At 61.4% G+C, this 19,168-nt stretch carries 17 protein-coding genes; 11 read left to right on the top strand and 6 right to left on the bottom strand.

Annotation, left to right across the window (positions count from 1 at the left end):
- Positions 1-17: 17 nt before the first annotated feature.
- Positions 18-614: a carbohydrate-binding protein gene (locus HUU46_14880; GenBank protein ID NUM54929.1), complete on the bottom strand. Its 597-nt coding sequence runs from the start codon at positions 612-614 to the stop codon at positions 18-20.
- A 78-nt stretch (positions 615-692) separates the two neighbouring features.
- Between HUU46_14880 and HUU46_14875 the strand changes: the two genes are divergently transcribed.
- The 5 genes from HUU46_14875 (at position 693) to HUU46_14855 (ending at position 4,518) form a co-directional block, all read left to right on the top strand.
- A complete protein-coding gene (locus HUU46_14875) occupies positions 693-896 on the top strand; it encodes a hypothetical protein (protein ID NUM54928.1) in 204 nt (67 codons plus the stop codon).
- A gap of 742 nt (positions 897-1,638) precedes the next feature.
- Positions 1,639-2,520: a DUF1559 domain-containing protein gene (locus HUU46_14870; GenBank protein ID NUM54927.1), complete on the top strand. Its 882-nt coding sequence runs from the start codon at positions 1,639-1,641 to the stop codon at positions 2,518-2,520.
- 76 nt (positions 2,521-2,596) lie between these two features.
- Positions 2,597-2,968, top strand: a complete 372-nt coding sequence (locus HUU46_14865) for a MerC domain-containing protein (protein NUM54926.1) — start codon at positions 2,597-2,599, stop codon at positions 2,966-2,968.
- A gap of 225 nt (positions 2,969-3,193) precedes the next feature.
- Positions 3,194-3,514, top strand: coding sequence for a DUF2946 family protein (locus HUU46_14860; GenBank protein NUM54925.1), 321 nt, complete (start codon positions 3,194-3,196; stop codon positions 3,512-3,514).
- Positions 3,515-3,615: 101 nt separating this feature from the next.
- On the top strand, positions 3,616-4,518 hold the full coding sequence (locus tag HUU46_14855; GenBank protein NUM54924.1) for a DUF1559 domain-containing protein: 903 nt from the start codon (positions 3,616-3,618) through the stop codon (positions 4,516-4,518).
- Between the two features lie 392 nt (positions 4,519-4,910).
- Here the strand turns inward: HUU46_14855 and HUU46_14850 are convergent, their stop codons facing one another.
- The 4 genes from HUU46_14850 to greA all read right to left on the bottom strand — a co-directional run bounded on the left by HUU46_14850 (position 4,911) and on the right by greA (position 10,993).
- The gene (locus HUU46_14850; GenBank protein ID NUM54923.1) at positions 4,911-6,164 is read right to left on the bottom strand and encodes a PAS domain S-box protein; all 1,254 of its coding nucleotides are present in this window, start codon (positions 6,162-6,164) and stop codon (positions 4,911-4,913) included.
- Positions 6,161-6,997: a 16S rRNA (cytidine(1402)-2'-O)-methyltransferase gene (gene rsmI / locus HUU46_14845; protein NUM54922.1), complete on the bottom strand. Its 837-nt coding sequence runs from the start codon at positions 6,995-6,997 to the stop codon at positions 6,161-6,163. The genes HUU46_14850 and rsmI overlap by 4 nt, the downstream gene beginning before the upstream one ends.
- Positions 6,998-7,049: 52 nt before the next feature.
- Entirely contained in the window at positions 7,050-10,307 is a 3,258-nt protein-coding gene (gene carB / locus HUU46_14840; protein ID NUM54921.1) for a carbamoyl-phosphate synthase large subunit, read from the bottom strand.
- A gap of 218 nt (positions 10,308-10,525) precedes the next feature.
- Positions 10,526-10,993, bottom strand: a complete 468-nt coding sequence (gene greA, locus HUU46_14835; GenBank protein NUM54920.1) for a transcription elongation factor GreA — start codon at positions 10,991-10,993, stop codon at positions 10,526-10,528.
- A gap of 202 nt (positions 10,994-11,195) precedes the next feature.
- On the opposite strand from greA, the gene HUU46_14830 reads away from it, so the two are divergent.
- From HUU46_14830 to HUU46_14815, 4 genes are all read left to right on the top strand, one after another.
- Positions 11,196-12,011 (top strand): RDD family protein, encoded by an 816-nt coding sequence (locus HUU46_14830; protein ID NUM54919.1) that lies wholly within the window; start codon positions 11,196-11,198, stop codon positions 12,009-12,011.
- A gap of 81 nt (positions 12,012-12,092) precedes the next feature.
- On the top strand, positions 12,093-12,959 hold the full coding sequence (locus tag HUU46_14825; GenBank protein NUM54918.1) for a tetratricopeptide repeat protein: 867 nt from the start codon (positions 12,093-12,095) through the stop codon (positions 12,957-12,959).
- On the top strand, positions 12,956-13,474 hold the full coding sequence (locus HUU46_14820; GenBank protein NUM54917.1) for a hypothetical protein: 519 nt from the start codon (positions 12,956-12,958) through the stop codon (positions 13,472-13,474). Before HUU46_14825 ends, HUU46_14820 begins: the two co-directional genes overlap by 4 nt.
- A 22-nt stretch (positions 13,475-13,496) precedes the next feature.
- Entirely contained in the window at positions 13,497-14,219 is a 723-nt protein-coding gene (locus HUU46_14815; protein ID NUM54916.1) for a pyridoxine 5'-phosphate synthase, read from the top strand.
- Between the two features lie 195 nt (positions 14,220-14,414).
- On the opposite strand, the gene HUU46_14810 is transcribed toward HUU46_14815, so the two are convergent.
- Complete coding sequence (locus HUU46_14810) at positions 14,415-16,127, bottom strand: methyl-accepting chemotaxis protein (GenBank protein NUM54915.1); 1,713 nt, start codon at positions 16,125-16,127, stop codon at positions 14,415-14,417.
- Positions 16,128-16,692: 565 nt separating this feature from the next.
- On the opposite strand from HUU46_14810, the gene HUU46_14805 reads away from it, so the two are divergent.
- On the top strand, positions 16,693-17,037 hold the full coding sequence (locus HUU46_14805; protein NUM54914.1) for an STAS domain-containing protein: 345 nt from the start codon (positions 16,693-16,695) through the stop codon (positions 17,035-17,037).
- Between the two features lie 11 nt (positions 17,038-17,048).
- Positions 17,049-19,001 carry a serine/threonine protein kinase gene (locus HUU46_14800; GenBank protein ID NUM54913.1) on the top strand — a complete coding sequence of 651 codons (1,953 nt, stop codon included), beginning with the start codon at positions 17,049-17,051 and terminating at the stop codon, positions 18,999-19,001.
- The last annotated feature ends 167 nt before the right edge of the window (positions 19,002-19,168 follow it).

Below are 19,168 nucleotides of genomic sequence, written 5' to 3'. Positions count from 1 at the left end.
GTCGAACCGGTACCGCGTCAGCGTTCGAGACTGAACTTCAAATAATCGACATCGCCGATGCCGCCCGATGCGCCGTTGATGTCCATGATCAGCCTCATCACGTAAACGCCCTTCTCAAGACGAACGTTTTTCACATGCAGTGTCGCCAGTTTGGTCCACGCGCCGGTGTCCGGAATGCGGATCGGTCCAGTCACGTCCTTGCCGGCGATGTCGAGATGGAAAACACCGCCTTCCTTTTGGGAGGCAACGGGAATTTCGATGGTATAGGTTCCGTTCGATTGCACATCGACGGTATAGGCCAGCCATTCGCCCGCACGGGACCAGCCAATACCGTAGCCGTTGGACGCGTCGGCGCGTTGTTCGGTATCCACGTGTGTGACGCCGCGATACGGCGCGCCGTGATTCACTTCGTCCACGTCGCTGTACGCGACCCCCGGGCCGCCGTCGTCAAAATGTTCCGCTTCGATCAGTCCCGGGATGGCATGGGCGTTCCCGCCGAAGGGCGTTGGTACGCCGCGCCCGCCTGCGTCCATCGGCGACGTTGCGCAGCCGGGAGCGAGCAGCGGTGAGAGCGCAATAACAACGGCGGTCGTGACGCAGCATGGTTTGGACATGAACGATTCTCCGCTGATCGTTGAACGTTCTTTGGTCGGAAGACGGACACACCTTGCGACCCGATTACAGTATGCACATTGTACGGATCGCAATTCGACTGGCTATGCGTCGAGCCAAATATCGCAATCATTGCCGTACGGCTATTGCACGACTCGAAAGGCCACTGCGGCGGGCCAGGCCAGCTCGACGAGGAGCATCCGCACCGCTACGTCGAGGACGACGTCGGGGCGAATGACACGCTTGCCCGTGGGCACTTCGTTACTGCGTTATTGACAAGCTAAGGCCGATACTCTATAGTCCGCTCTAGGACTGCAAGCACAATGCGATTGGTGTTTCACATGAATCAAGCGGACCGTTCTGTGCGCGGCGCGATCCGTTTCGTGGCGCTTCTGGCGGCAGCGTTTGTGGCTGTCGCTGCGGCGCACGAGACACTGCTTGCGATCCCTTTGACTCTCGCGCATTCGCATTGCGATTCGGAGCACACGCCCGGTTCGTCCGCCCCCACGCATCATCGAGAAATCGCGTGTCCCTTGTGCGTGCTGGCGGGTGCGCCAACGCTTCCGGCGTTGGCGGCGGAACTGCCACTCCCCCTCGATGGCGTTGAGAACGTAGGCATCGCCTCGCGCTTAACGCCGGGCGTGCGGGATACATCATGCTTCCCGCACCTTCGCCGCGCTCCTCCCTCCCGCGTTCTTCCCGCGTAAAGACGCAATATCCCTAAGAGCCTCTAACACTAGTGCCGAAACCCCTTCAGGGTACATTCCCAAATGGGGGTGGTCGGTACCCAGGGTAGCCCCGCCTACGTCGAAGCGACTTCGGCGGGCCAACCCTTGGGCTGCGCGCCGAAACCCCTTCGGGGTAAACGCAAAGACGTCAGTATTGTTAGAAGTTCTAAGTCGTTGGCGCACTTTCCGCGTCAACTGGGGAAAGTCCGTCTCTCGAACTGCATCTCGCGTGAAACGAACGACAACTGCGACGGCGTTCGTGCGCTGGCGCGCACTCAAACTATGGAGAACTCATACCATGAAACGTCATGGATTTACGCTAATCGAACTGCTCGTTGTCATCGCGATTATCGCGATCCTCGCCGCGATCCTCCTGCCCGCGCTCGCGCGGGCGCGCGAAGCGGCAAAACGGGCGTCGTGCCTGAACAACCTTAAGCAAATGGGAATCGTCTTCAAAATGTACTCGAGCGAATCGAAAAGCGAGAAGTATCCCCAAATGAAGGTTTTCCAGTGCGATGGTTCCCTGGTCGCGTGGAACCAGATACCTAAACCCGATGCGATTTTCCCCGAGTACCTGTCGGACTGGCGCGTACTCCTCAGCCCGAGCTGGGTACACCACGACGATCCCGAGGTCGTTTACGACGAAGGAAATACATCGTGGGAACTGTGGCAGGCGATGCCCGGATTTACGGACAACGGGACCGTGGAGCCGTGCGAAGTCAATACGGAGCCCTATTATTACAACGGCTATGCCGTATCGAGGAACACGTTTGACGGATGGACGACGGAAGCGGACTTCGATCCGCTGTTCGCCGCGGGGCTTGTCGTGGACGACGCAGTCGAGTTGGGAGGGGATGCCGGCGCGCCCGACCGCGATTGGGATCTCGGGTTTGCGCTGCCGAACGGGCGCACCGAACTCAAGCGCTTGCGCGAGGGCATCGAGCGGTTCTTCATCACGGATATCAACAACCCCGCGGGCGGCGCACAGGCGCAGTCCGATGTCGTTGTCATGCACTCCGGCATATCCGACGAACCGACCCACTTCGTGCACGTGCCCGGCGGGGCAACGGTCCTGTACATGGACGGGCACGTGGAGTTCGTCAAATGGAACGCGGGGATCGGCCCGTACCCGATGAATTTCGGCGGGCTCGTTTTCCACGAACTCAGCGACACGGAGTAGACCCAATGATACCTCAACAATGGCCGTCCGCGGAACGGATGGCGTGACGATGTCAGCCGGAAAAGTACAACTCGCATTGGATCGGATCGCGATTTGCCTCACCGCCGTCTGCGTCGTGCATTGCGCGGCAATGCCGATCGCGCTTACGTTGATCCCCGCACTTGCCGGCAGCCTCGTCGGCGAGGAACGGTTCCATTCGTTCATGCTGTGGCTCGTGTTGCCGTCCAGCGCGGTCGCGGTCACTCTGGGTTGCCGCAAGCACAAGGACGTGGCGGTCGTAGTGATGGGATTGCTTGGATTGGGCTTGCTCGTGTATGCCGCGTTCTACGGGCACGAAACCTTCGGCGAATGGGGCGAACGCGCCCTGACTGTCGCCGGCGGCGGCATACTTTCCGTGGGACACCTCCGAAACTATCTCTTGTGCAGGAAGGAGAGCTGCACCCACTGACGGGACGAAAGGCCCAATTCCGATTGTCCACTCCTCAAGGCCGGGGAAGGCGGTCCATGCCTGGACTCCTTCCCCGGCGCTCCCATGCGCATCGCGACCCGAGGAGTTTCATTGCCGGGAAAACTGTGTTATAGTGTAATGACTGGTTTTGCTGGGCCGGTGAAGTGCTGTGGGAAAGGCCCTCTTGACGCGATGTATCACCAATACAACCAAATAGTTCGCGGTATGGCGGTGGTTCTGGCGATTTTCATCGCCATCGCGGCGACGCACGAGACGCTGCTATTGCTCGAAATGGCCGCGACGGAATCGCATTGCGGCTCCTCGCACGCGCCATCTACTCCCGCCCCCGTTCACCATCAAGACCACGCGTGCGCCCTGTGCGAGCTCGCGGGGGCGACGACGCTCCCGACGCTTGCCGCCGATTTGCCTCTTCCTCAAGTCTCCCTTGAGTTCGAGAACCTGGCGTCCTGTCTGACGCCGGCCGTGCGGGACGAATCGTGTTTCCCGCACTTGCGCCGCGCTCCCCCCACTCTCCCGATCGTCTAATCCAAATTTTATCCATCGCTGTGTCCCGCGAACGGCGCGAATGCGCGTATTCCGGGGCGAACGAATTGCATTCATTTACACATTATGGAGTGGAGCCAGCCATGAAACGTCATGGATTTACTTTGATCGAGTTATTGGTCGTCATCGCGATTATCGCGATCCTCGCGGCGATCCTGCTGCCCGCGCTTGCGCGCGCGCGCGAGGCCGCCCGCCGCGCAAGTTGCCAGAACAATCTCAAGCAAATGGGAATTATCTTCAAAATGTACTCGGGCGAATCGCGCGGGGAAAAGTTTCCGCCGATGAAGGCCCTGGACTGCAACGGAAACCCGGCCCCGGGCGCGACGATCTTTCGCGCGGAATCGACATACCCGGAGTATTTGACCGATCTGAACGTGCTCGTTTGCCCGAGCGCGCCGTCGGGCGGGAACGCAATCGAACTTTGGGACGAGGGAAACACGCCGTCGACATTGTGGAACGGCGATGGCGCATTCGTCCAACCGTTCGCGAATAACGGGACTGTCGAGCCGTGCGAAGTGTACGAACATCCGTACATCTACCTCGGGTGGGCGATCGAAAACGCGCAAACCGGGCCTGCCGCGATACCTGCCCTCGAGACAAACGTCGCCGACTTATTCACCCTGCTGAATACATCCCCCCAAGACGCGCTCGACGGCACGAACAGCGACTGGTCGGTTGTGCCGGGCACGGGCAACGCGGGCGGCGACGCCAACCGGCGGTTACGCGAAGGCATCGAGCGGTTCATGATCACGGATATCAACAATCCCGCGGGCAGCGCCGTAGCGCAGTCGCAACTCGCAATCATGTGGGACGAGATTTCCGCCGACGAGGCGACCCATTTCAACCACATTCCGGGCGGCTGCAACGTGCTGTACATGGACGGCCACGTGGAATTCCTGAAGTACAGCGGTACGGGCGGCAACACGTTCCCGGTGAACGAAGGCGGACTGGTCTTCCACGAGTTCAGCCATATTCTGTACCCGTAGTCGGTAATCCTCTTGACAAGGACCACCCCCGCAAGTTCCCGGCGCTTGCGGGGGTGGCTGGCATCAGCCCGATTCCACGATTTCCGAATTAGCACCTGTGACATCTTTCGCGAACAGAGGGCGCAACGCTTTCTCGCGATCGGGGTTGGCGCGCTGTTCGGAACATATTGCCTCACAGACACTTACGCATGCGTGAAATAAAGTGCGCATGATTTGAATTACTTATACGGAGCCAGTGAGTTGAATCACCCCAAGTGACACGGCGCGGAGGGCAACCCCCTCTTCCCCAAACACAGCCGCCGCGCCGAAACGAGATTCCCCACTACCCCTCTTCCCCCTCGTTTTATCAGGGCCCGCGCCGCCACCCCCGGCGCGGGCCGCTGGCTCCACTCTTATTTCGGTTCCCGCTTTTGTTCTGCCGCGGCAGCCGCCACCGCGTCCTTATCCGCCGTCGATTCCCTGCCAAACCGTGGCGAATACGCGTCGATTGTTCGTTCAACCAAACGAAACACCCGCTGCAACGCGCGCCGGCAGGTTTGCAGCGCCTTGCTTTGATCGGGATTGACGTCGCCGAGTTCTCCGTCGATAAGCATATCGACGTAGCCCGCGACGGCCGCGAGCGGCGTGCGTATGCCCGCGGAAATGGCGTGCATGAACTCGGACTTGTGGCGGTCGAGTTGCCGCAGGTCCGTGTTGAGTTTTTCGAGCCGCGCCTCGAGCACGCGCGACGCCTCCTCGATGTTCTTCTGGTACGTAACGTCCCGGAGCAACACGATGAAGTAGCGCACACCCTCACGAATGAACGACCGCGCGATCATGTCCACCGCGCGCTCTTCGCCGGAGCGGGGAAGCGCGATTTCGTGTGTGTGCGCCTGGCCCCGGGCGCGAAGGTCGGCGAGCTTGTGCGGGAGGGCGCCGTCGTCGAACAGGTAGGCGCGCAACCGCTGCCCGACCAGTTGAACGCGCGGAACTCCCAGAAACTCCGACGCGCGTTCGTTCGCCTCCACGATGTACTCATTGTCGTCGAACACGACGATGGGATCGCCCGCGCTGTTGAGAATGGCGCGCAGCGTCGCTTCGGACGCGGCAATTTGCGCGGTCTGTTCCGCCGCGGTGACCTCCGCGCGGCGCAGCCGTTCGGACAGCGACGCAATCATCCACCCGACGATGAAGGTGCTCAGGAGACGCACGACAACCGCGCCGAGGGTGAGCGAGAAGCCGGAGCGGTATTTCTCTATCAGGATCACCACGATGTACGCTGCAAGGCACACCAGCGTGGCGGTGATGACGCGTCCGAACCGCCGGTCGTAGGCGCTGAAGCCGATGATCAGCAAATGATAGAGCAGATACGCGTCGCTGCTTTCGCCGCCGGTGATCGCCATGATGATGCTGATTTGCACGAGATAAATGAAGAAGTTCGTTCGCGTGAAGAAGAGGCGGTACGCCCGCGCCCACAGCACAACGTGGACGTAGAGGTTGTGCGCCATGACCATGCCGGTGATGACGAAGAAATCGAAGTACTCCCCGCCAAAATAGCCGAGCAGGAATATGGGCCCGATGATCAAGGCGATCAGGTACCGCATGATGAGCGCGCTGCGCTCGACGGTCACCGGAAGGCTGTGCGCAAGTTCGGCTGCGGGAATCATGCTTTACCTGCCACGTCGTACACCCGGTTGCGTGGAATGCCGGTCCGCGATGCGACGGCGCGAATCGCGTCGCGCCGGGAAACGGATTGCGTCGCTATAACGTCATCGACCGCCGCGCGGATTTCGTCGTCGGTAAGGGAAGCGGCCGAATCGGCCGCCGCGCCAAAGTAGATCAGAATGACGCATTCGCCCTTCAACGGGTTGTGTTCGAAATGCTCTCCGACAGACTTCGCCGTGCCGCGAACGACTTCCTCGTGCATTTTGGTGAGTTCGCGCGCGACGCAGACTTCGGCATCGGACGCTTTTGCGGCGAGGAGCGATAGTGTATCGAGCACGCGGTTGGCAGCCTCGTAGAAGATGTGCGTCCCGCCGAATGACCGCGCCTTCTCGATCGCCCGATCCGCGTCCTTCGCTTTGCGTGGGAAGAAACCGTGAAATGCGAACGCATCCGACGGCAATCCGCTGATCGAAAGCGCCGCGACGACTGCGCTCGGCCCGGGCACGGTCTCGACGGGAATGCCGGCGTCGCGCGCGGCGCGAACGACGCGAAAGCCGGGATCGGCAATGCACGGCGTGCCCGCGTCCGTAATCAGCGCAACGTCCCGGCCTTCGCGCAGCGCGTCGAGCAACGCGCCGGCCTTTTCCGTTTCGTTGTGATCGTGGTAGCTCGTGAGCGGGGTGCGAATCTGGAAATGGTCGAGAAGTTTCTTCGAGTGGCGGGTGTCTTCGGCGGCAACGAGCGAAACGGACGTGAGCACGCGCAACGCGCGCGCGCCGATATCGTCCAGATTGCCGATCGGCGTTGCCACCACAAACAGGCGTCCCGTTGCCATGCGACTCCCCAGTCCGTTCAGCCTCTCCGGGACTATTGTTTCGCAGCGCGGCTCAGGTCGCAAGCGCGGGCCGGGTGCCCGCGTCGGCGTGATACTCTTGCAGGGACCGCACGGCCATCGTTCCCTCGCGCTCGGCCTTCAACGCCATAACGGCGGCGCGCGCGGCGGCGAGCGTCGTCATGTGCGTGATGCCGCGCTCGAGCGCCGTCCGGCGAATGGCCTTTTCGTCGAACACGGATTCTCCGCCGAACGGCGTGTTGATGACCCAGTGCACGTCGCCGTTGATCATACGGTCCACGATGTGCGGGCGCTTCTCCCCCACTTTGAACACGCGCTCGACCTCGACGCCCTGTTGGCGCAGCAACGCCGCGGTGCCTTCGGTGGCAAGCACGGTAAACCCGAGCGACGCGATGTCCGTGCCCAACGTTCCCATCTTGCGTTTGTCGCGATCGTTCAGGCTGATGAATACGGCGCCGCCCTCGGGCAGGCGGTTGCCCGCCGCGATTTGGCTCTTGGCGAACGCCATGCCCATCGTATAGTCGATGCCCATGACCTCGCCCGTGCTGCGCATCTCCGGGCCAAGCAGAATGTCCACGCCGGGGAACTTGATGAACGGCAGGACGACTTCCTTCGCGCTGACGAAGTCGGGTTGCGGGTCGTCGGTCAGGCCGAGTTCGCGCAACGTCTTTCCAGCCATGATGCGCGCGGCGAGTTTGGCGAGCGGAATTCCCGTGGCCTTGCTGACAAACGGCACCGTGCGCGATGCGCGCGGGTTCACTTCCAGCAGGTAAATCTTGTCGTCGCTGATCGCGTACTGAATGTTCATCAGGCCGATGACGTTAAGCTCGCGGGCAAGCGCGCGGGTCTGGTCCTTTAGCCGCTCGATCAAGCCGGAATCCAGATCGTAGGGTGGAAGAATGCACGCGCTGTCGCCGCTGTGGACGCCGGCCTCCTCGATGTGCTGCATGATGCCGGCGACGATTACGTCCGTGCCGTCGGCGATCGCGTCTACGTCGATCTCGATCGCGCCTTCGATGAACTTGTCGATGAGGATCGGATGATCGGGCGACGCCTCGACCGCGTGGGTCATGTAGCGCGCGAGGGCGACGTGGTCATATACGATCTCCATCGCGCGTCCGCCGAGCACGAACGAGGGCCGTACCACGACGGGATAACCGATGTTCTCGGCGATCGCCAGCGCTTCGTCGAGCGACGTGGCGGTGTCGTTCTGCGGTTGGAGCAGTTCGAGCTTTTCGACGAGATCGCGGAACTCTTTGCGGTCCTCCGCGCGCGCGATGCTCTCCGGCGTCGTGCCAATAATCGGCACACCTGCCTTCGACAGCGCCATCGCGAGGTTCAGCGGAGTTTGACCGCCGAACTGAACGATCGCGCCTTTTGGCTTTTCGCGCTCGTATATGTTCAGGACGTCTTCGAGCGTCACCGGCTCGAAGTACAACCGGTCGGAGGTGTCGTAATCGGTCGAGACGGTTTCCGGATTGCTGTTGACCATGATGGTCTCGTAGCCGTCATCCTTCAGCGCGAACGAGGCATGGACGCAGCAGTAGTCGAACTCGATGCCCTGCCCGATGCGGTTTGGCCCGCCGCCGATGATCATGATCTTTTCTTTGTCCGCCGGGCGCACTTCGTCCTCGTCGCCGTAGGTCGAGTAGTAATACGGCGTGTACGCTTCGAATTCCGCCGCGCAGGTATCGACGAGCTTGTACGTCGGTACGATGCCGTATTTCTTGCGCTTTTCGCGCACGGTCATCGGGCTGAGACCCCAGAGGTGGCCGAGTTGATGGTCGGAAAAGCCCATCTCTTTCGCGCGACGCAGGACCTGCGGGTCGTCGGGATTCGCATTGCGCAGCGTTTGCTCTTCGACGATGATCTCGCGGATATTGCGCAGGAACCACGGGTCGATGGCCGTCGCTTCGAAAATCTCCTCGACGGTCGCGCCCGCGCGGAACGCGCGCGCAATTTGGAACAACCGTTCGGGCACCGGTGTCTGGATCGCGCGGATAAGCGCCTCGCGTTCTTCGACGGAACACGCATCGCCGGTTAGCGTCTTGTCCTTGCCGTCCGCGCCGAGGCCGTGCCGGCCGGTTTCGAGCGAACGCAGGCCCTTTTGCAGCGATTCCTTGAATGTGCGGCCAATGCTCATCGCTTCGCCCACGCTCTTCATCTGCACCGTCAGCGTCGAGTTCGATCCGGGAAACTTCTCGAACGCCCAGCGCGGGACCTTTGTCACGACGTAGTCGATGGTGGGTTCGAACGATGCGGGTGTCTCCCGTGTAATGTCGTTCCGGATTTCGTTGAGCGAATAGCCGACGGCAAGTTTCGCGGCGATTTTGGCGATGGGGAAACCTGTGGCTTTCGACGCGAGCGCCGAACTGCGCGACACCCGCGGGTTCATTTCGATGACCGTCATTCGGCCGTTCGTTGGATCGACCGCAAACTGAATATTCGATCCGCCGGTCTCGACGCCGATGGCGCGAATGATCTTGATCGCGGCGTCGCGCATCGTCTGGTACTCTTTGTCCGTCAGCGTCTGTGCCGGCGCGACCGTGACGCTGTCGCCCGTATGAATGCCCATTGGATCGAAGTTTTCGATCGAGCAAATAATGACGACGTTGTCCTTCAAGTCGCGCATCACTTCGAGCTCATACTCTTTCCAGCCGAGTACGGACTCTTCGACGAGCACTTCGGTGACGGGGCTGCACTCGAGGCCCCATTCGACGACCTTCTCGTATTCTTCGCGGTTGAACGATACGCCCGCGCCGCTGCCGCCAAGCGTGAACGCCGGGCGAATGATCGCCTTGTAGCCCAATTCCGCGCCGAACTCGCGCGCCTCCTCGAGCGAGTGGACGACGAGACTGCGCGGCACTTCTAGTCCGCAGCCGAGGATGGCCTCTTTGAACAGGCCGCGGTCTTCCGCTTTCTTGATCGCGGGCAACTTTGCGCCGATCAGCTCGACGCCGTGCTTCTCGAGAATCCCTGCTTCGGCAAGTTTCACCGCGAGGTTCAGCGCGGTCTGGCCGCCAACGGTGGGCAACAGGGCGTCCGGCTTTTCGCGCTCGATGATGCGTTCGAGCATATCGACGGTCAGCGGCTCGATGTACGTGCGGTCGGCGGTCTCCGGGTCGGTCATGATCGTCGCGGGGTTGCTGTTGACCAACACGACCTCGTAACCCTCTTCACGCAACGCCTTGCACGCCTGCGTGCCGGAATAGTCGAACTCGCAGGCCTGGCCAATCACAATTGGCCCGCTGCCGATGATGAATATCTTGTGTATGTCCGCGCGCCTGGGCATTAATTCTCGGTATCCATAATCAATGTATGCGTATCATTGGACGGTTCGGGTTTCGGGTTTCGGGTTTCGGGTTTCGGGTTTCGGGTTTCGGGTTTCGAAAGAGCCAACACATAGTTGAGGGTAATAGTCAAACAAATTCTCAGCTTCGCACTTTCTGCTCCCGACTCCTGACTCCTGTCTCCTGTCTCCTGTCTCCTGTCTCCTATCCCCTGACCCCTTCACCTCGAAATATCCAACACCTTGAACTCGATATTCCCCGCTGGGACTATCGCTACGGCCGATTCTCCTACGCTTTTTCCCAGGAGCGCCTCACCGACGGGCGAACGAACGCTGATTTTGCCCGTCGCCATGTCTGCCTCGACAGGGCTGACAAGCGTGTACGTGAACTCTTTCTTTGTTTTCGTGTTCAGGACGCGCACGACGGAACCCATGAACGCCTTGCTGGTATCCACCTGTTTGTCGTCCAGGACTTCGGCGCGCGCAACCTTGTCTTCGAGGTCGCGAATGCGCGCATGGAGCATGGCCTGCTCTTCCTTCGCGGCGTGGTAATCCGCGTTTTCCCGCAGATCGCCGAAGCCGCGGGCATGCTCGATGATCGCGGCCACTTCCATCCGCCGCGATTTACACGCCGCCAACTCGTCCTTCAGCTTTTCCAGCCCCTCGCGGGATACGTATAGTTTGTCCACGATCGTTCCGTTCGCCTTGGATTGGCCCCGCGCGGCACAGAGTACCGCCTGGACTGCCCCTTCCGGGCGCCGCGGGAAATAAAGAATTCAAGCTGCTAGGGGCGAAGTATATCAGATGCCCGCGAGCCAATCCCACTGCCGGCTGGGCTTGTATCCGGGCCATAGGTTCAGTAGGCTGACTCCACCGGCGGAAGGGCAGGGAATGGACAACCGAACGAGTGTGATGACCATCAAGACGCCCGAGGGCATTGTGTTTTCAATGCAGCTCGCGGGGCCGACCACGCGATTTATGGCGTGGGTCATCGATCTGGCGGTCATCGCCGTGCTCTACGTCATGGCGGGCTATGCCGTGAACCTCCTGCTCAGCCTTGGACTTTTCGCGTTCGAGTACATGCAGGATTTCTTGAGCGCGGTCATGTATGTGCTGATGTTCATCGTCAATATCGGGTACGGGATCGCGCTCGAGTGGTTCTGGCGCGGGCAGACGGTTGGGAAATACGCGATGCGCCTGCGCGTAATCGACGAACAGGGCCTGCGGCTGCAATTCTCGCAGATCGTGATTCGCAACCTCATGCGCACGGTTGACGCGCTCCCCGTCTTCTACCTGGTGGGGGGCATCGCGTGCGTCTTGAGCAAGCGCTGCCAGCGGCTCGGCGATTTCGCGGCGAACACGATCGTGACCTACACGCCGAAAATCGCCGAACCCGACCTCGAACTCGTTCTCGGCGGGAAATACAATTCGCTTCGCGATTTCCCGCACATCGAGGCGCGTCTGCGCCAGCGGGTGTCGCCGGAAGAGGCGCGCATTGCGCTGCAGGCGGTCATGCGCCGCGACACGCTCGAGCCCGCGGCGCGCGTCGAGCTTTTTGCCGAGATCGCCAACCGGTTCCGCGCGATCGCCCCGTTCCCGGAGGAAGCCACACTCGGCGTAGCGGATGAACAGTACGTGCGCAATGTCGTCGATTGCCTGTTCCGGCCGCAGCGCGACGCCTCCGCCGCTCAACGCGGCGCGGCATGACGTACGCCGCCAGTGGCGCGCTGGGGACCCGGTCGGTACAATACGGGGTGGTGGGAATTCCAATAGCCTGAGGTCTGGGCGATGTTGCGATATATCGAGAAACTGAAAGTCGACCGCCTGTTCGCACGCGGAGTCCGGCGCGCGGAAGACGGCGAGTTCGACGGCGCGCTGCGCATCTTTCAGGAAGTGGCCAAGCGCGCGCCGGACATGGCGCTTGCGCACGCGAACGCGGGCTTCTGCCTGTACCGGCTGGGTAAACCGGCGGACGCCATCGCCTCGTACGAACGCGCACGCGCGCTCGAACCGGAGGACCCGCAGCACGCGCACGATATCGGGTGCGTGTATTACACGAGCGGCCAGAAGGAAAAGGCGTTCGACTGTTTCATCGAGGCGCTGAAATCGGAGCCGGACCACAAGGAAGCCTACGCCGCGCTCGAGAAGGTTAGGGTCGATCTGAACATCCCCGCGAACGACCCGCGCCTTGCCGCGCTACTGCCGGCGCCGGCGCCCCCCGCGCCCGAGCCACCCGCGCCGGCGAAGCCGGCCGCGAAAGACAAGGCTGCCGCGGCGCCCGCAACCAGCCCGGACGTGGTCGCTGCCCTGGTCGCCAAAGGCTACGAATTGTTTGAGCAGGGCGAGTTCGAGGCGGCGCTCTCCGCGTGGAGCAAAGCGGTGTCACTCGATCCGGCGAACGCAAAGCTGCACAACAACCGCGCCGCGGCCCTGATCGAGTTGGGACGCCATCAGGAAGCGATCGATGCCTGCACGGAGGCCCTGCGCGTGCAGCCGGGGTACGCCGTCGCGCACATGACGCGCGGGGAGATTTACGCCGCGATGGGAAATCGCGACGCCGTGATGCGCGAGTACACCGCGTTGAATGCGATTGACGAAGAATTGGCCCAGGAGCTGATCGAGCTTGTTCGCGGCCTGAAGGACCAGCCCGAATGAAGCACCTTGCGTTACTGATCGCGCTAGCCTGGCTGTGCGGCGCTGGCTGTGGCGAAAAGCCTGTTGACGCGCCGCCCGCCGAAGCGCCCCCTGCGACCGAATCGCCCGCGGCGGAGACGAAGGCGCCGTCAATCGACGAGGCCATCTCGAAGCTGAAGAGCGGATTGAAAGAGGCCGCCGACGCGGCCAAGGAGGAGATTTCCGAGAACGCGGAAGCGGAAATCGACCGTATCGCCAAACAACTGCAGGAGATTGCGGACGACCTCGCCAACGATTCGGGCAAGCTTCAGGGAGAAGCCAAGGAACAATTCGAGAAACTGCGCATAGAGTTCGATCAGAAGAAGGAAGCTTTTGAGCAGAAGCTGAAGGAATTCAAAGAAGGTTCCGCGGGTGCGAAGACGGAATTGCTGGAAGGCCTCTACAACGCGCTGGCCGAAATGAAAGCCGCATTGGACCGCGCCGGGGAGGCGTTCCGGCAGGGTGCCGAGGCCGCGGCACAGAACTCGCCTTCCTGACACGCATTGGAATTCACGGCGCATGATTGAACTCGGTGTCAATATCGACCACGTAGCCACGTTGCGCGAGGCGCGCAAAGGCCGCGAGCCCGACCTCATCGCGGCGGCCAAGATTTGCGAGATTGCCGGCGCACACCAGATCACGATTCACCTGCGCCAGGATCGCCGCCACATTCAGGACCGCGACGTAGCGCAATTAATGGACGTGTTGCAGGTGCGGATGAATCTCGAAATGGCGGCTGTCGACGAGATCGTCGCGATTGCGCTGAAAACAAAGCCGCATACGGTCTGCCTGGTTCCCGAAAACCGCCGCGAAGTGACGACGGAAGGCGGGTTGGACGTTGCGTCGCAGGTGGCCCGGCTGCGCGAAGTGACGAAGCAATTTCACGACGTGGGGATCAAGGTGAGTCTGTTCATCGATCCCGAGTTGTCACAGGTTGACGCGAGCGCGGCCGTTGGCGCGGATTTCGTCGAACTGCACACGGGCGCGTACGCGAACGCCGACGAGCGCGACATCGTAAATGAAATCGACCGCATCGCCGAATCGGCCGCGCGCGCCATCGCAAACGGTCTGATATTCAATGCGGGCCACGGCCTCACCGTGCGCAACCTGCGTCCGATCGCGTCCATCCCGGGGCTTAATGAAGTCAATATCGGCCACTCGATTATCTCCCGCGCGGTGTTCATCGGGCTGGAGACCGCGGTCGAGGAGATTCTCGCAATCCTGCGCGAGTGTTCGGCGTGAACCGTTAATATCGGGGACCTGCAAGCCTTGTATGCTAGTCCGATCGGCTACGACAATTGCACCAATCATGTGGCCGGCACAATCGATCCACTCTGCGAATAAACCCCTGCTGCCGCCTTCTCGTGATCGTAAAGGCACACTCGATGTGCACCGAAACCTACGGGACATACCGACTTCGACGCTTCTCGATTCGCTCTAGAAGTCGCCGAAGTCCTCGTCATCGAGCGGAATGACCTCGTCCGCTTTCTTCACCGACGCCCTGGCGGGGACGCCAACCTTTGCGGACGCGCGGCGCTCTTTGGGCGCGGAAGCGGCATTGCCATTCGGCCCAGGCAGACCGGGGCGCTTTGGCCCGCCGAGCATCGGCCGTCCATTCGGGGCCGTTGCCGCGCCGCTGCCGCCAATCAGCGCAACGAGCTCAGCCACCATCGTGTTCAGTTCGTTCGCCTGCGCGTTGAGCTCCTGGCTCGCCGCCGCGGACTGCTCGCTCACCGCCGCGTTCGACTGCGTCACCTTGTCCATCAGCGACATGGCCGTGTTGATTTGGCCGATACCCTGCGACTGTTCGTTGCTCGCCGCAGCGACTTCTTCAACCAATTGACTCACCTTCTCGATCGATGCCGCTATCGCGTCGAGTTTCGTCCCGACCTCGCCGGACACCGATACGCCGCTGTCCGCGTTTTTCTGCGACTCCTCAATCAGCGACGACGTGCTGCGCGCCGCCTCGGCGCTGCGCTGCGCCAGGTTGCGCACTTCTTCGGCCACGACCGCGAACCCTTTGCCCGCGTCGCCCGCGCGCGCGGCCTCGACCGCGGCGTTCAGCGCGAGGAGGTTCGTCTGAAACGCTATCTCGTCGATGGTCTTGATTATCTTCGCCGTTTCGTCCGACGACCCCTTGATTCTCTGTATTGCCCCCGACATACGCTCCATCGCGACCCGGCCGTCGTGCGCGGCGTCACGCGCGGTGTTCGCCATTCCGCTGGCCTGGCGCGCATTGTCCGAGTTCTGCTTGATCATCGATGCAATTTGTTCGAGCGAGGCGGAAGTCTCCTCGAGCGACGATGCCTGCTCGCTCGCGCCCGCCGCCATCTGCTGGCTCGACTCGGACACCTGGAGCGACGCGGAATTAATCTGGGCGGCGCCTACCGCCAATGAGTTGACGATGGCGTTTACGCGGCGCGTCACGCTGCGCATGATAAGAAACGCCAATGCAACCGAACCGGCCACCGCGGCGATGGCGATTCCGGCGTAGGTCTTCGCGCTCGTACCGACTTCCTGTGCGACGGTCGCGTCGATTTGCGCGACCTGCTTGTCCAACTCGGATTGCGTCGTCTCGTAGATCGCGTTGCTCAACCCGACCACGCCGTCCACCGCCTTGCGCTGCTCGACATAGTATCTGCGGAGCTCGCCACGGAGAATCTGCTTCGCCAGTGCGGAATCTCCCTTGGTAATCGCGGGCAAGAATTCCTTGTCTACACACTCGAAGAACTGGTCCGCTGCCGCCGGAATTTCCTGCGTCAACGCGGACTTCAACGACCCATCCTGTAGTTTATTGGCCCAATACTGTTCCCGGGCCTCGAACTCGGATTGAAGGCGTTCCATCTGCTCCCGAAGCCGCCCCGCTTCTTCCGCGTCTTTCGCATCGATCAGTTCATACGCCGTCAGATAGGACTCGATGATGTAGAGCGGCGGGGGCAGCACGTCCGCGAGCGCGTCCTTGGAATCCACGATAGTCCCGTACAGCGGCCCGTTCACCTGGACTTCTTTGTTCATCGCGGTAATGCCCGTGGCGGTATCTCTCAGGGTCACAACTCCATACCCCGAGATGACCGCGATCGCGCCCACCAACAGCGCGATCACCAGACTGAACTGTTTCGCCAGCGAAAGTCCTTGAATGCCCAGTCCCATCCAATTGCCCCTTTTCCGCTCGAACACAACCGCCCGCCGTGAGACACATCCGGCGCCGCAGCCACCGTGCTGCGGGGCACTGACACGTCTTTAGTCTCGTCGTCGAGCTGGATTACCACCTCACCACATGTTCGACGACCCAAACGGTCCACACCTCGCCGAATGCCGCCCGGCATGCTGGCCGGGAGGTGCATCTGCCGGGAGCGACAGAGACCAGTGTAACGTCTGGCATGGAACCTCCGGGCGTTCCGAATGTTCGTCAATTTGAAGCGGAATAAGCTGCTAGCATTCCGCCGTTTATTCAGCATAATACGCGAAATATTCGATAAAGTCAATAGTAATTGATTGTCATAAGTTCGTATATTGAGGTTGAGCTTCACTTCCGCGATCTTGCGGCCTTGACCGTTCTGACAGTTGCTCGAGTGGGCGACGAGCCTTGCCATCACGCAGCGATGGACCATGAGCAAGGCCAAGGGTCCGCAGAAGTTTTCGCACGCTGGCATGGCGCGGCCTGTCTCCGCTAAACTGCAACACGCTGGTGGCAACGTAGATTTCGGAAGCACGCATGGAAATTGAACACGAAATCGACAACGGTATTTGGATCGTAACGATGCGGGGCCGGTTCGATGCGCCGTCGGCGCCGGAGGCCGAGCGCACGTTGCGTACCCTGCTCGAAGATGGCATGAACCGCATCGTGTTGGACTTGTCGGGCGTCGAGTACATCAGCAGCGGCGGCTTGCGCGTGATCATCATGTTGACGAAGGCGCTCGAACGCGTCAGCGGCGAAATGAAGTTGTGCGGGATGAGCCCCTTCGTTTCGGAAGTCTTCAAGATCACCAACCTGGCGAAGCGATACGACATCTGCGGTTCGCGCGACGAGGCGCTGTCGGCCTTTGCGGCCGTATCATAGGAAGAGGCCCCATGGCGGAGCCAGGCGTGCAGTCCGTCACTTCCAATCAGGCGGACGCCCCAACCACGCCCTATACACCCAACGACATCAGCGATAAGGCGACGTTCGTAGATTCGTTCGGCGACGCGGCGGACAGTTTTCGCCTCGCTGCAATCGGTTCGATGCTGGACGGCCGCTACCGCGTTCGCGACGTGAAAGGCGGGCCGGGCCGCAGTGGCATGGGGATCGTCTACATCGTCGATGGCGACGACGGACCGTACGCGGCCAAGACGTTTCAGCATCATTTCGCGCGGAACCTTCCGCTGGTGCAGCGCTTTCTTCGCGAGGCACGCACGTGGATGTTGACCGGATTCCATCCGAACATTGTCCATGCGTATTTCATCGAGATTATCAACGCGGTCCCCTACCTGTTCATGCAGTACGTCGAGCCGGACGCGGACGGCCGTCTTTCGTTGGCGGATTACTTGCGCAACGGGCCGGTCCCGCTCGAACAGGCGCTCGATTGGGCCATTCAGTGCTGCGACGGAATGGCGCATGCCACGCTGTCCGTGCCGGGCCTGGTCCACCGGGACCTCAAGCCCGAGAACCTGCTTATTGCGCCGGATGGTACGCTGAAGATCACGGACTTTGGTCTGGTGCGCTGCCGGTCGATTGAAGGATTGGAATCGCTCGTCGACGTCTCCGCGATCAATCGTCCGAACATTACGCACGTCGGGTCGGCATTTGGAACGCCTGCGTACATGGCACCCGAGCAGTTCGCCGCCGCGGACGACGTCAACGAAACTGCCGACATTTATGCGTTTGGATGTTGCATGTACGAGGCCATCTCGGGCGCGCGCGTGTTCACAGTCGAGCAGTCCGACAATGCAATTCACCATATGATGCAGTTGCGGCGCATGCATGAATCCCAGGAGCCGGCGCCGTTACGCGAACTCGTGCGCAACTGCCCGCAGGACGTGGACCGCATCATCATGCGCTGCCTCGAAAAGAGCCCACACGACCGCTGGCAGTCGTTCGAGGAATTGCGGATTCAATTCGCGTTCGTGCAGGACAACGTTCTGCAGTTGCCGATACCGGCCCGCGCGTACAGCGAGCCTACGCCGGACTCGGTTGGCCGCCAATTGCGCTCGCTGACCTTGCTCGACGGCTACCATCGCGCCGTCCGGCTGCAAGACTTGCGGGACAGCCAGGATACAAGTCCGTACGCATTTCACCTCGCGCTGGCGTCGTATTTCCGCAGCGCCGGCGAGTTCGACGAAGAGCGGCGCCAACTCGAGAAGGCGGTGAACGCGCGCACCGTGAACGAGGGCTACGAGGCCGCGCGGCGTTTGGCCGAGTTGTGGCTCCAGGAGGGGGAATTCAGCAGGGCGGACGCAGTGCTGGATTCCTTCCTGAGCGAAGACCCGCGCGCGATCGAACGATTGCTCGAACCCGCCATCGGCGTGCGCATTGTGCGCCAGGAATTCCGCGAAGCGGAAGAGTTGCTCGATTCACAGCCGCCGTCGCTGAGGACGGGCCTGTTGCGCGCGGCGCTGCTTCGCGCGCAATGCCGCTGCGTGGACGCGGCCCAGGTCTGGCGCGGGCAGGTGAGCGCGATCCTCGCTTCCATCGCGCAGAAGCTTGGCGAAGTTTCAAAGGGCGATCGCGTGGGGTGGGAAGTCGACGGCGACGCGGATGTGTTGTCGCGCGTGCTCGCGATTATCGCGCCGGAGTGCGATACCGCGCCGCTGCGGCTGGCCGAGCACGCGGTCTGGCCCGAACTGGACGTTTATCCGGATTTCTCCGCGGACATGGCGTGGCTTTCCAACGCGCTGGGCGAATTGGCCGACAACGAGTGTGTCGCGGACTCCGACGAGGCGGAACGCATCGCGGAGTGCGCGAAACTGCTCGGCTATCCGGACCGATTGCCGCGCCACCTCACGCGCGACGAACAGTGGTTCTGGGATGCCGCAGACCAAATCTAAAGCAATTCCGGTGTGATGAGTTTGAAACTCGCGCCAATTGTCGCGCTCGTACTCGTGACTTGTCGTCCGAAGCCGATCAGGCGAAGGAGGATCGTAATCGCACACTCGATTCGCACCGAGACCTGCGCGACATACCGGCTACAACGCTTCCTAAATTGCCGGCGGCA

The organism is Candidatus Hydrogenedentota bacterium, assembly GCA_013359265.1.
Classification (GTDB): domain Bacteria; phylum Hydrogenedentota; class Hydrogenedentia; order Hydrogenedentales; family SLHB01; genus JABWCD01.
This window is presented reverse-complemented; position numbering and strand designations above follow the sequence as displayed.